Origin of the sequence: Pseudomonas sp. A-RE-22 (assembly GCF_019956035.1) — a bacterium.
GTDB lineage: Bacteria > Pseudomonadota > Gammaproteobacteria > Pseudomonadales > Pseudomonadaceae > Aquipseudomonas > Aquipseudomonas brassicacearum.
Map to the genome: position 1 here is coordinate 45,611 of NZ_JAHBCZ010000019.1, position 12,086 is coordinate 57,696.

Consider the following 12,086-nt stretch of genomic DNA (forward strand, 5'->3'; position numbering starts at 1 on the left):
TGGGAGCGAGCCTGCTCGCGAAGGCGTCGGCACATCCGACATCGCCGCAAGCTGACACACCGTCATCGCGAGCAGGCTCGCTCCCACATTGTTTTTCAATACATCCATCCCAAAGGAGTCATCCCATGAGCAACGTTCCCGCCTACAACCGTCTGAACAAAGACGACGCGGTCGTCCTGCTGGTCGATCACCAGACCGGCCTGATTTCCCTGGTCCAGGACTTCTCGCCCAACGAGTTCAAGAACAACGTGCTGGCCTTGGCCGACCTGGCGAAGTTCTTCGAACTGCCGACCATCCTGACCACCAGCTTCGAAAAAGGCCCTAACGGTCCGATCGTGCCGGAGCTCAAGGAAATGTTCCCGGACGCGCCGTACATCCCGCGTCCAGGCCAGATCAATGCCTGGGACAACGAAGATTTCGTCAAGGCGATCAAGGCCACCGGCCGCAAGCAACTGATCATCGCTGGCGTGGTCACCGATGTCTGCGTGGCGTTCCCGACTCTGTCGGCGCTGGCTGAAGGTTTTGACGTGTTCGTGGTGACCGACGCCTCGGGTACGTTCAACGAAACCGTGCAACAGGCCGCCTGGGTACGCATGACCGCTGCCGGCGCGCAGATGATGAACTGGTTCTCGGTGGCCTGTGAGCTGCACCGCGACTGGCGCAACGACATCGAAGGCCTGGGCAACCTGCTGTCCCAGCGCATTCCGAACTACCGCAACCTGATGAACAGCTACTCGGCGCTGACGGCCAAGTAAGCAGTCCATGCTGAACGACGCCCGCCTTGTGCGGGCGTTTTTGTGTCTGGCATCAGCGCCTCGCAAGTTGTGCCACCGCTATCGCGAGCAAGCTTTGCTCCCACAATTGGATCTGTGGGAAAACCTGTGGGAGCAAAGCTTGCTCGCGATAGCGGTGGCACATTCAACAGCTAGGCAATCTGACTCACCAAGACCACAATGCCCAGCCAATCCCCCTGACTGTCCACCCCAGGAATGACAATGAATCCCTTCGAAGAAATGCGCATCTTTGCCCAGGTCATGGAGTCGGGCAGTTTCACCGCTGCGGCGGAAAAACTGGGGCTGTCCAAGCAGTTCGTCAGCCGCAAGCTGATGGAACTGGAACAACGCCTGGGCGTACGCCTGCTCAATCGCTCGACCCGGCGGCTGGACGTCACGCCCCTGGGCCAGCGCTATTACGAAGCGGCGCTGCGCCTGCTCAATGAAGTCGAACAGGTGGAGCAGGGCATCAGCGGCCAGACCAGCGAACCCCGCGGCACCATTCGCCTCAGCGCACCGCTGTCCTTCGCCGTGGCGCACCTGGGCAGCCTGCTGCCGCTGTTTCTGCAGCGCTATCCGGGTGTCAGCGTCGAGGTGGACCTGAGCGACCGCTCGGTGGATCTGCTGGGAGAGGGCTATGACCTGGCGCTGCGCATCGGCGTGCTGGAGGATTCGACGCTGATTGCCCGGCGCATCGCGACTATCGAGCGGGTGTACTGCGCCAGCCCGACCTACCTGGCGCAAAAAGGCACACCCGCGCGGCCTGAAGACCTGCGCAATCACGACTGCCTGCCCTATGGTCACAGTCGTCAGGTGCAGTGGCGTTTCGTGGGGGCCGGCAAACCGCTGACCCTGGAGGTCACGGGACGCATGCGCGCCAATAACGGGGATTTGCTCAGGGACGCGGCCATCGCCGGCATGGGCATCACCTATCTGCCCGCTTTCATCCTCGGCGACGCCTTGAAGGATGGGCGGCTGATCAAGGTCCTGGAAGGTTTCGAGACCGAACCGCTGGCGCTATCTGCGGTGTATCCCCAGCATCGGCAAAGTGCACGCCCGGTTCAGGCGTTGGTGGAATTCTTGCGTGAACAAATGCAATAAAGCGCCGCAGCGCATTCAGCCGTCACATGACGGCTGAAGCATCTACGGCGCTTTGATCAGGCGGCGAGGTTGGCGCTGCTCAGTTCTTTTTTGTACTGCGCTTTCATGGTTTCCATGTCTGCACCCAAGGCATCGAGTTTTGCCTTGCCCAGCAGTTTTTTCGCGTGCGGGAACATTTCCTTTTCTTCTTCCTCGATGTGGTGCTCAAGCAGTTCCTTGACCACTTTCACCCGACCGGCGAATTCCGGCTGGGTTGGATCGGTGGCTTTCAGGTCTGGCAGCACCAGGGAGTCGACGGTACGGTGTTCTTCCTTGGCCTCGTAATACATTTCGGCCTCGTCCTTGCCACCGGCCTGCTTGAAAGCCGGATAAAGAATTTCTTCTTCCAGGCGGGTATGGATGGAAATTTCCATTTCCAGTTTCGCCAACAGGTCGGTACGTTTTTTCACGGCGCGTTCAGTCGACTCGCTCAGTTGAGTCAGGATGGCTTTGACGCGTTCGTGGTCGGCTTTCAACAGATCGATGGCATTCATGGGTAGCTCCTCGGCAATACACGGAAGCGGGCAGGCTTGGAGACGCCTACGCCGCGTAAGAGCTGGATTGCATCAGCTGTGCCAGCCGAAGATCGATTTAAAACCCTTTAAAAACAATAAGTTGAAACGAAAAGAATTTCCGGCGTCGTGCAAGCTGCATGAGCGGGGGGCAAAACGCGTTGCACTTTGCGCTGGTGGCTAGACATTTTCGATCCGTTGTCGGACCCGGCTGGCGATTGCCAGGCAGGACGTCAGCCCGGGCGATTCGATCCCGAGCAGGTTGATCAACCCTGGCACCCGGTGTTCGGCCTCGCTGCTGATGACAAAGTCGCGGGCCGGTTCGCCGGGCGCGGAGATCTTCGGGCGAATGCCGCTGTAGGCCGGTTGCAGGCTCTGGTCCGGTAGGCCCGGCCAATAATTGCGGATCGCCGGGTAAAACGCTTCGGCCCGGGCCGGATCCACTCGGTAGTCCTCGCACTCGACCCATTCTGTGTCCGGGCCGAAACGCGCCTGGCCGGCCAGGTCCAGCGTCATGTGGATGCCCAGGCCGGCGGCTTCCGGGGCGGGATAGACCAAGTGCCGGAACGGTGCTCGCCCGGCGAGGCTGAAGTAGTTGCCCTTGCACAAAAAGTCCTCGGGCACCGATTGCACCTCCAGGCCTTCGATGCGGCGGGCGAGGGCAGGTGCCTGGAGGCCGGCGGCGTTGATCAGCAGGCGACAGGACAAGGTCATCTGCGCCGTGCCGCCCAATTCCAGCATGAACCCCCCAGTGATGACGCGAGCACCCAGTAAAGGCGTGTGGAAAGCAATGTTCGCCCCGGCCGCTTCGGCGTCACCCAGCAAGGCCAGCATCAGAGCGTGGGAATCGACGATACCGGTGGAAGGCGAATACAGCGCGGCGACACAGGCCAGGGCCGGTTCCAATGCCTGCGCCTGTTCTTGGTCGAGCAGGCGCAGGTCGTCCACGCCGTTCATCAAGCCACGCTCAAGCAATGTTTCGAGTCCGGCCACCTGCGCCTGATCCGTGGCAACGATCAACTTGCCGAGCCGGCGGGTGGCGACGCCGTGGCTTTCACAAAAGGTGTACAGCTGGTGTCGGCCTTCGACGCACAACTGCGCCTTGAGACTGCCCGGTGGGTAATAGATGCCCGCGTGGATGACTTCGGAGTTGCGCGAGCTGATGCCCATGCCGATGGCTTCGGCGGCTTCGATCAGCAGCACTTCATGCCCGGCTCGGGCCATCTCTCGCGCCACGGCAAGCCCGACGACCCCAGCGCCTACGACGACGCACTCGATATCGACACTCAACGTTGTTCCTCCTTCAGGGATCGCAGGTTGGCGGGTTGAGGATAGCCCTGCTTGGGAAGTGGATGTAGCGTGGGCCATACAGCGCTCCCAGCCTCAGGGGCAGGTAGCCAGAGGCCAACCGACGCGTGCTGCACGCAGGAGGCTGGCTTTGACAACCAAGCGGTGGAATGGGGCGATAACGAAGATGTAGGCCCGGCCTAGACGGTTGTGGCACTGGACCACGGTTGAAAGAACCAACTGGCGACTGTCTTCTGGCTCTGCCTCTCCAGAACACAGGATCGATATCCGGAAGTCGAGGTGCTTGTCGTCTTCTCCCAACACGATTTCAGTCTGATTCGTGCTGTAGACCTTGAAGACGCCTACCCGATCAGCAAGGGTTGCCAAATGTCTGGCTGTCTTGAGGCCAAAACAGGCAACGACAGTGTCCCGGACTTTCAGGAGCCATCCGATCCAGGATGGCTGGTGGGAAAAGATGAATCGAGCCAGCAAATCTGGATTGCCGGATGTGCCCGCAGGAAGCCGAATCGCAAAAGCGTCCGCCAGGTTCATCGACTTGTAAAGGTGGGTGATGCCGGACCCCGAGGGGACTGGCACGGACATAATGAGCTCAAATTCTCGGGGCATCGGGGATATCTCCTGAGTTCTAACTACCAATTCGACGACATGCCATGTCGCGTTTTTTGTTGGAAGGCGCCAACTTCTCCTTGTCGGATACTGAGCCCGATCAAGGCATCATAGAGCGCTTGCTGCCCAGCCGGCAGAACAGGGAGCAACGTCGCACGGCGCTTGTCGGCATCGAACCAGGATTCAACCAACCATCCCACCAGATAGAGCGCCGAAAGGCATCCACCAGCGGTTGCAACGTTCCCCTGGCATACAAGAGGCTGGTCCATGGGTTCAAGTCCCAGAGCTTGCAAGCTCGATCGCGCATCCGGGTGGGTAGTGGCTGGGCCGTTGAGCAGCCCAAGCCGTTCGAGAATGAAAGCTCCGGCGCATATGGAGCCGATTCGCTGGCGTCTGGAGTCAAGTTCGAACGACGGCAGGAAATCCGGGGCGGCAAGTGCAGCGGGTATTCCTTCCTTGCCGCTGACGAACAATACCGCGTCGGCACTGTTGGCCTCGCAAAGCGGACCGTGCACCGAAACAGGCAGGCCGTGCGCCGACCGCACGATAGCGCTGGAACCCAATATTCGGACGTGCCAGTCCTCAGTGTTGCGGCCTAAGATGTCCCACATCAGGAATAGGTCGATATCAGTGAATTGGTCGAAAGCAACCAGAACGATTTTCTTCAAGGCGAGCTCCATGAAAAGTGCTGGCGTGCAAAACGCAACGGCCATCTCAGCTGGTGTTCGCAGCGTACCGATCGGTTACGCGCCATACACAGTCTGTATGGCGCTAAATAGGGAGCGAAATGACCGGTGAGAAAACTGACTCGTAACCATTGGATCGCGGCTGGTTTTGAGGCCCTCGACCAAATAGGGCATACCGGTGTTTCGGCCGAGAGTCTATCGCGCCGATTGAATGTGACCCGCGGATCGTTCTATCACCATTTCCGCAATCGCGAGGATTTTGTCCGCACCTTGCTGGCCGCTTGGGAAGAAGACTACACGGAGCGCATGCTCGCTTATGCGGGGCAGGGCAGTAGCGCGGGCGAAATCCTGAAACGCTATTTGAGTATTGCCGCTGAGAAACAACCTGGGCGGGAAGTTTCCATCCGAGCCTGGTCGCTGCACGATCCGTTGGTAGGCGAGTTTCAGCAGCGTGTTGACACAAGACGACTGGATTTCGCGATACGGACGTGCCGCCGCCTGGTCCATATGCCAGGGCAAGCAGAAGTGATTGGTCAGGTGGCCCATCTGTGCCTGATTGGTGGTCAGCAGGCAGGGCTGCGGCGTGATGCCGCTCGCTTCAACCGTTTCCTGCATGGAGCCTTTTCACTTTTCGAAGGGGCGCTTGCACCGTGGCGGGCCTGAGTCATGAGCTATATCGGGTAACTGAATAAATAGTGTCCAAGGCTAACGTCCATGGCACTGGCCTAAAAAAAAACGGCACCCAAAGGTGCCGTTTCTGTTTTCTACGATCTACCGCTACACGATCAGCCCGTCAAGCCAGCCTGCTGAACCAGGGTCAGCAACGGCTGCGGGTACACACCGAGGAAGAACGCCAGTACGGCGATGGCCAGCAGCATCACGCCGCCTGCCTTCTGTTCCCAGTGCAACTCGGCGTCGTGGCGACGCAGGTTCGGTTCCATCAGGTACAAGGTGACCATGACGCGCAGGTAGTAGAACACGCCGATGGCACTGCCCAGCACCAGGGAGCCGACCAGCCACCATTGGTGAGCCTCGACGCCGGTGGCGATGATGTAGAACTTGCCGATGAAGCCGGCGGTCAGCGGGATGCCGGCCAGGGACAGCATCATCACGGTCAGCACGGCGGTCAGGTACGGACGGCGCCAGAACAGGCCGCGGTATTCGTACAGGGCGTCGGCGTCGCGGCCGTTGTACGGCGAGGACATCAGGGTGATCACACCGAAGGCGCCGAGGCTGGTGATCACGTAGGTGACCAGGTACACGCCGATGGCTTCCACGGCCAGGCCCTTGCTGGCGATCAGGGCGATCAGCAGGTAGCCGAAGTGGGCGATGGACGAGTAACCCAGCAGACGCTTGAGGTTGCTCTGGGTCAGTGCCAGCAGGTTACCGAACAGGATCGACGCGATGGCGATGATGGTCAGCACGTTGCTCAGCACACCGCTGCTGGCCACTGGCGAGATCTGGAACAGACGCACCATGACCGCGAACACCGCCACTTTCGAAGCGGTGGCCAGGAACGCCGCCACTGGCGCCGGGGCGCCTTCGTAGACGTCCGGGGTCCAGAGGTGGAACGGTACCAGCGACAGCTTGAACGCCAGGCCGATCAGCATCATGCCCAGGCCCAGTTGCGCGATCGGGCTAGGCAGGCCGGTGGCGGCCAGGGCCTGGCCGATGCCGACGAAGCTCAGGGTGCCGGCTTCGGCGTAGAGCAGGGCCATGCCGAACAACAGGAACGCGGAACCGGCCGCCGACAGCACCATGTACTTGATGCCGGCTTCCAGGGAGCGCTTGTTGAAGAAGGCGTAGGCCACCAGGCCATAGACCGGTACCGACAGCAGTTCCAGGCCGATGAACAGGCTGGCCAGGTGCTGCGCGCTGACCAGGACCAGGCCACCGGCGGCGGCCATCAGGATCAGCAGGTACAGCTCTTCGCGGTTGCCCGGGTAACCCGAACCGCCATCGCCGAGGTAGGCGTGGGCGAGGGTGACACAGGCCAGGGTGGCGACCAGGATCAACGCCATGTACAGGCAGGCGAAGCTGTCGATCTGAATCAGCGGGGTGACCGCCAAGGGTGCGACTTTCAGGGCCGGCAAGATCGACAGCAGGGCCAGGTTCAGCCCCGCCACCGACAGCAGGAAGGTCTGTGAGTGATTGCGGCGCCAGGCGATCGCCAGCATCACCACGATGATCGTGGCGCTGGTGATCAACAGCGGCGCAAGCGCGATAAAGTGTTGAATCGTGAATTCCATAGCGCTCTTACCGGGCCGAAGCGAGTTGAGAGAAGGCGGTGCCGAGCCACTGCTGCACGCCATGCATCGTGGCGGCAGATGTGTCGAGGAACGGTTGCGGGGAAACGCCGAGGTAAACCAGCAGCACCGCAAGGCCGAGCACCATGATCAGTTCGCGACCGTCCATGCCGCGCAGCACTTCGTCCGACTTGGTCGGGCCGAAGTAGGCACGGTGGATCATGATCAGCGAGTAGACCGAACCGAACACCAGGCCGGAGGTGGCGATGGCGGTGATCCACGGAGCGCTGGCGAACGTGCCGATCAGGATCAGGAACTCGCCGACGAAGTTGCCAGTGCCTGGCAGGCCCAGGGAAGCGGCTGCGAAGAACAGGCTGATGGCCGGCAGGTAGGCGATGCGCGACCAGATGCCGCCCATCTCACGCATGTCCCGGGTGTGCAGGCGCTCGTACAACTGGCCGCTGAGGATAAACAGCGCCGCCGCCGACAGGCCGTGAGCCAACATCTGGATCACCGCGCCTTGCAGGGCGAGCTGGCTGCCGGAGTAGATCCCGATCAGCACGAAGCCCATGTGCGAAACGCTGGAGAACGCGATCAGGCGCTTGATGTCGGTCTGGGCGAACGCCAGGAACGCACCGTAGAAAATCCCGATCAGGCCCAGGGTCATGGCGATCGGCGCGAACTCGGCCGACGCATTGGGGAACAGCGGCAGGGCAAAGCGCAGCAGGCCGTAGGCCGCCGTCTTGAGCAAGATACCCGCCAGGTCCACGGAACCTGCGGTCGGCGCCTGGGCGTGGGCGTCCGGCAGCCAGGAGTGGAACGGCACCACTGGCAGCTTCACCGCGAAGGCGATGAAGAAGCCGAGCATCAGCACGTACTCGGTGGTCTTGGACATCTGCACTTTCAACAGGTCGGCGTAGTTGAAGGTAATCACGCCGGTGTTGTTGAAGTTGACCAGCACCAGGCCAAGGATCGCCACCAACATGATCAGGCCGGAAGCCTGGGTGAAGATGAAGAACTTGGTTGCCGCGTAGATCCGGGTTTTCTTGCCGTCCGAAGAACTGTGACCCCAGAGCGCGATGAGGAAGTACATCGGCACCAGCATCATTTCCCAGAAGAAGAAGAACATGAACAGGTCCAGCGCCAGGAACACGCCGATGACGCCGCCCAGGATCCACATCAGGTTCAGGTGGAAGAAACCCACGTGACGCTGGATCTCTTTCCAGGAGCAGAGTACCGAGAGGATACCCAGCAGGCCGGTCAGCAGGATCATCAGCAGCGACAGGCCGTCGAGGGCCAGGTGCACGCTGATGCCGAAGCGCGCGATCCAGGCATGCTTGAATTCAAGCGCCCAGGTTGGATCGGCGCCAGGAGCCGGAGCAAATGAATAGTCGCCGGTCGCCCACAGCCAGAGGCCGAGCGCGAGTTCCAGGGACATGGTCAGCAGCGCAATCCAGCGCGGGAGCGTGGAGCTGGAGCGCTCCGCGATCCAGCACAGCAGGCCGCCGATGAAGGGGATCAGGATTAGCCAGGGCAGAATCATGACGGGCTCGTTTCCTTTCGCAAGTTCGCAAGGTTCATATCAGACCGCTACCAGCACGATGGCGCCGATAACCAGCACGGCGCCAGCCGCCATGGAAGCCGCATACCAACGCAGTTGACCGGTCTCGGTACGGCTCAGGGCAGTGTGGCCGCCCTTGGCCATGCGCGGGATCAGGCCAATGGTCTGGTCGAGCGGGTCTTTGCGCAGAATGTGGCTGATCGCAAGGTATGGCTTGACGAACAGTTTGTCGTAGATCCAGTCGAAGCCCCAGGCGGCGAACCACCAGGCCGAAAGGAATCGCCCGATACCGCTGTTGGCGATCGCCGTGACGAAACGACGCTTGCCCAGGAACAGCAGGGCGGCCAGCAGGATACCTGCCAGGGCGATGGCGCCCGAGGCGATTTCCAGGCTGTGCTTGGCTTCGCCGCCCGCATGGCCGACGCTTTGCGGCAGCACATCGGCCAGCGGTGGGGTGATCATGGCGCCAACGAAGGTCGACAGCACGATCAGCACCGACAGTGGCAGCCAGTGAGCAATGCCATGGCCGGCATGGGCTTGGGTCTTGGCTTCACCATGGAACGCGATGAAGATCAGGCGGAAGGTGTACAGGGAGGTCATGAACGCACCCACCAGGCCGGCATAGAGCAGTGCCTGGTTACCGCTGGCGAACGCTTCCCAGAGGATCTCGTCCTTGGAGTAGAAGCCGGCGGTGACCAGTGGCAGGGCCGCCAGGGCCGCGCCGCCAACGATGAAGCTGGCGTAGGCCAACGGCAGTTTCTTCCATAGGCCGCCCATCTTGAAGATGTTCTGCTCGTGGTGGCAGGCAACGATCACCGCACCGGAAGCAAGGAACAGCAGCGCCTTGAAGAAGGCGTGGGTCATCAGGTGGAAGATCGCGCCTTCCCAGGCACCAACGCCCAGGGCCAGGAACATGTAGCCGATCTGGCTCATGGTCGAGTAGGCGAGGATGCGCTTGATGTCGGTTTGTACCAGCGCGGCAAAACCGGCCAGCACCAGGGTCACGCCGCCGACGATGCCCACCAGGTGCAGGATGTCCGGCGCCAGGGCGAACAGGCCGTGGGTACGGGCGATCAGGTAGACGCCAGCGGTCACCATGGTCGCGGCGTGGATCAGTGCCGAGACCGGGGTAGGGCCGGCCATCGCGTCCGCCAACCAGGTTTGCAGCGGCAGTTGCGCGGATTTACCGACGGCGCCGCCCAGCAGCATCAGGGTCGCCAGGACGATCCAGAAGTCACCGACCTTGAAGTGCTCGGGCGCCTTGACCAGCAGTTCCTGGATATTCAGCGTGCCCAGTTGCTGGAACAGGATGAACAGGCCGATGGCCATGAACACGTCGCCGATCCGGGTGACGATGAACGCCTTGAGTGCGGCATTCCCGTTGTTGCGGTTGCTGTAGTAGAAACCGATCAACAGGTACGAGCACAGGCCCACGCCTTCCCAACCGAAGTACAGGAACAACAGGTTATCGCCGAGCACCAGGAACAGCATGCTGGCGATGAACAGGTTGGTGTAGGCGAAGAAGCGCGAGTAACCGGCTTCACCGCGCATGTACCAGGAGGCGAACAGGTGGATCAGGAAACCCACGCCGACCACCACGCCGAGCATGGTGATGGACAGGCCGTCCAGGTAGAGGGCGAAGTTCGGCGTGAAGCCTTCCACCGCCATCCAGCGCCACAGCACCTGCACATACACACCGCCTTCGGGCGGGGCGACGTTGAACTGCCAGATCACGTAGGCCGTGACGATGGCAGACAGGCCGATGGAACCCACGCCAACCAGCGCCGAAAGGTTTTCCGACCAGCGTCCACGGGAGAACGACAGCAGCAGGAAACCAATGAGGGGGAATACGAAAGTCAGAAAGATTAGGTTCATCCGCGCATCTCGCTGGCAGCGTCGATATCGAGAGTGTGGAAGCGGCGATACAGCTGCAACAGGATCGCCAGGCCGATACTGGCCTCGGCGGCTGCCAGGCTGATCACCAGGATGAACATGATCTGTCCATCCGGCTGCGCCCAGCGAGCGCCCGCGACGATGAAAGCCAGGGCGGAGGCATTCATCATGACCTCCAGGCTCATCAGCACGAACAGAATGTTGCGGCGGACCATCAGGCCAACCAGACCGAGGCAGAACAGGATGCCGGCAACCGCCAGACCATGCTCGAGAGGGATAGCAGGCATGTGATTACTCCTTCGCCTCGTTACGGCCCAAATGGAACGCCGTGACGGCTGCGGCAAGCAGCAGCATCGAGGCGAGTTCGACCACCAGCAGGTACGGACCGAACAGGCTGATGCCCACGGCCTTGGCGTCTACGGTGGTGTGGCCGATGGCCTGGCCGCTCTGGTGAGCGAACAGCACATACAGCAGTTCACCCAGCAGCAGGGCGGACAGGATCACCGGTCCCGCCCAGATGCCGGGCTTGAGCCAGGAGCGTTCCTGCTGGACCGCGGCCGGGCCGAGGTTGAGCATCATCACCACGAACACGAACAACACCATGATGGCGCCGGCGTAGGCGATCACTTCCAGGGCACCGGCGAACGGTGCACCGAGGGCGAAGAAGGTCATGGCCACGGCGATCAGCGAAATGATCAGGTAGAGCAGGGCGTGCACGGGGTTGGTGTTGGTGACCACACGAAGCGTGGACACCACCGCGATACCCGATGCGAAATAGAAAGCGAATTCCATCTTTCTTCCTTAAGGCAGCAAGCTCTTCACGTTGATCGGTTCGGCTTCGTTCTGCGCGGCGCCTTTTGGCTTACCGGCAATGGCCATACCTGCAACACGATAGAAGTTGTAATCAGGGTTTTTACCGGGACCGGAAATCAGCAGATCTTCTTTCTCGTACACCAGGTCCTGACGTTTGAACTCGGCCATTTCGAAATCCGGCGTGAGCTGGATCGCGGTGGTCGGGCAGGCTTCCTCGCAGAGGCCACAGAAAATGCAGCGCGAGAAGTTGATGCGGAAGAAGTCCGGGTACCAGCGACCGTCTTCGGTTTCAGCTTTCTGCAGCGAGATGCAACCCACCGGGCACGCCACGGCGCACAGGTTGCAGGCCACGCAGCGCTCTTCGCCGTCGGGGTCGCGGGTCAGGACGATGCGGCCACGATAGCGTGGTGCCAGGTAGACCGGCTCTTCCGGGTATTGCAGGGTGTCGCGCTTGCGAAAGCCATGGCCGAAGATCATGACCAGGCTTCGCAGTTGGGTACCGGTACCCTTAACGATGTCGCCAATATATTTGAACATGGGTCAAATCC

General features: G+C 61.1%; 13 protein-coding genes. 3 read left to right on the forward strand and 10 right to left on the reverse strand.

Annotation, left to right across the window (positions count from 1 at the left end; all coding sequences use genetic code 11):
* Positions 1-125 precede the first annotated feature (125 nt).
* A complete protein-coding gene (gene ycaC, locus KGA89_RS11380) occupies positions 126-755 on the forward strand; it encodes an isochorismate family cysteine hydrolase YcaC (protein ID WP_003203400.1) in 630 nt (209 codons plus the stop codon).
* A gap of 240 nt (positions 756-995) precedes the next feature.
* Positions 996-1,874 (forward strand): LysR family transcriptional regulator, encoded by an 879-nt coding sequence (locus KGA89_RS11385; protein ID WP_013693714.1) that lies wholly within the window; start codon positions 996-998, stop codon positions 1,872-1,874.
* 56 nt (positions 1,875-1,930) lie between these two features.
* Here KGA89_RS11385 and KGA89_RS11390 read toward each other — a convergent pair whose 3' ends face one another.
* The 4 genes from KGA89_RS11390 to KGA89_RS11405 form a co-directional block, all read right to left on the reverse strand.
* Positions 1,931-2,407 (reverse strand): hemerythrin domain-containing protein, encoded by a 477-nt coding sequence (locus KGA89_RS11390; RefSeq protein ID WP_003203396.1) that lies wholly within the window; start codon positions 2,405-2,407, stop codon positions 1,931-1,933.
* A gap of 198 nt (positions 2,408-2,605) precedes the next feature.
* Complete coding sequence (locus tag KGA89_RS11395; protein WP_223471587.1) at positions 2,606-3,715, reverse strand: NAD(P)/FAD-dependent oxidoreductase; 1,110 nt, start codon at positions 3,713-3,715, stop codon at positions 2,606-2,608.
* Positions 3,716-3,808: 93 nt separating this feature from the next.
* A complete protein-coding gene (locus tag KGA89_RS11400; protein ID WP_013693712.1) occupies positions 3,809-4,339 on the reverse strand; it encodes a DUF2867 domain-containing protein in 531 nt (176 codons plus the stop codon).
* Between the two features lie 23 nt (positions 4,340-4,362).
* On the reverse strand, positions 4,363-5,007 hold the full coding sequence (locus KGA89_RS11405; protein ID WP_003203392.1) for a DJ-1/PfpI family protein: 645 nt from the start codon (positions 5,005-5,007) through the stop codon (positions 4,363-4,365).
* Positions 5,008-5,133: 126 nt separating this feature from the next.
* Here KGA89_RS11405 and KGA89_RS11410 point away from each other — a divergent pair, with 126 nt between their 5' ends.
* Positions 5,134-5,688, forward strand: a complete 555-nt coding sequence (locus KGA89_RS11410) for a TetR/AcrR family transcriptional regulator (RefSeq protein WP_003203390.1) — start codon at positions 5,134-5,136, stop codon at positions 5,686-5,688.
* A 122-nt stretch (positions 5,689-5,810) separates the two neighbouring features.
* Here the strand turns inward: KGA89_RS11410 and nuoN are convergent, their stop codons facing one another.
* Genes nuoN through nuoI form a run of 6 tightly spaced genes read right to left on the reverse strand, consistent with a single transcriptional unit; the run spans position 5,811 to position 12,075 of the window.
* A complete protein-coding gene (nuoN, locus tag KGA89_RS11415; RefSeq protein WP_003203388.1) occupies positions 5,811-7,274 on the reverse strand; it encodes an NADH-quinone oxidoreductase subunit NuoN in 1,464 nt (487 codons plus the stop codon).
* 7 nt (positions 7,275-7,281) lie between these two features.
* Entirely contained in the window at positions 7,282-8,814 is a 1,533-nt protein-coding gene (nuoM, locus tag KGA89_RS11420; RefSeq protein ID WP_013693710.1) for an NADH-quinone oxidoreductase subunit M, read from the reverse strand.
* Between the two features lie 39 nt (positions 8,815-8,853).
* On the reverse strand, positions 8,854-10,707 hold the full coding sequence (gene nuoL / locus KGA89_RS11425; RefSeq protein ID WP_003203384.1) for an NADH-quinone oxidoreductase subunit L: 1,854 nt from the start codon (positions 10,705-10,707) through the stop codon (positions 8,854-8,856).
* Entirely contained in the window at positions 10,704-11,012 is a 309-nt protein-coding gene (gene nuoK / locus KGA89_RS11430; RefSeq protein ID WP_003180046.1) for an NADH-quinone oxidoreductase subunit NuoK, read from the reverse strand. Before nuoK ends, nuoL begins: the two co-directional genes overlap by 4 nt.
* A 4-nt stretch (positions 11,013-11,016) precedes the next feature.
* On the reverse strand, positions 11,017-11,517 hold the full coding sequence (nuoJ, locus tag KGA89_RS11435) for an NADH-quinone oxidoreductase subunit J (protein WP_003203382.1): 501 nt from the start codon (positions 11,515-11,517) through the stop codon (positions 11,017-11,019).
* A 9-nt stretch (positions 11,518-11,526) separates the two neighbouring features.
* Positions 11,527-12,075, reverse strand: a complete 549-nt coding sequence (nuoI, locus tag KGA89_RS11440; protein WP_003180051.1) for an NADH-quinone oxidoreductase subunit NuoI — start codon at positions 12,073-12,075, stop codon at positions 11,527-11,529.
* Between the last annotated feature and the right edge of the window lie 11 nt (positions 12,076-12,086).

Excerpts from the sequence above, each read along its gene's own strand:
- ycaC (WP_003203400.1), top strand. The coding sequence starts at position 126 with ATGAGCAACGTTCCCGCCTACAACCGTCTGAACAAAGACGACGCGGTC.
- KGA89_RS11385 (WP_013693714.1), top strand. The coding sequence starts at position 996 with ATGAATCCCTTCGAAGAAATGCGCATCTTTGCCCAGGTCATGGAGTCG.
- KGA89_RS11390 (WP_003203396.1), bottom strand. The coding sequence starts at position 2,407 with ATGAATGCCATCGATCTGTTGAAAGCCGACCACGAACGCGTCAAAGCC.
- KGA89_RS11400 (WP_013693712.1), bottom strand. The coding sequence starts at position 4,339 with ATGCCCCGAGAATTTGAGCTCATTATGTCCGTGCCAGTCCCCTCGGGG.
- nuoN (WP_003203388.1), bottom strand. The coding sequence starts at position 7,274 with ATGGAATTCACGATTCAACACTTTATCGCGCTTGCGCCGCTGTTGATC.
- nuoM (WP_013693710.1), bottom strand. The coding sequence starts at position 8,814 with ATGATTCTGCCCTGGCTAATCCTGATCCCCTTCATCGGCGGCCTGCTG.
- nuoL (WP_003203384.1), bottom strand. The coding sequence starts at position 10,707 with ATGAACCTAATCTTTCTGACTTTCGTATTCCCCCTCATTGGTTTCCTG.
- nuoK (WP_003180046.1), bottom strand. The coding sequence starts at position 11,012 with ATGCCTGCTATCCCTCTCGAGCATGGTCTGGCGGTTGCCGGCATCCTG.
- nuoJ (WP_003203382.1), bottom strand. The coding sequence starts at position 11,517 with ATGGAATTCGCTTTCTATTTCGCATCGGGTATCGCGGTGGTGTCCACG.
- nuoI (WP_003180051.1), bottom strand. The coding sequence starts at position 12,075 with ATGTTCAAATATATTGGCGACATCGTTAAGGGTACCGGTACCCAACTG.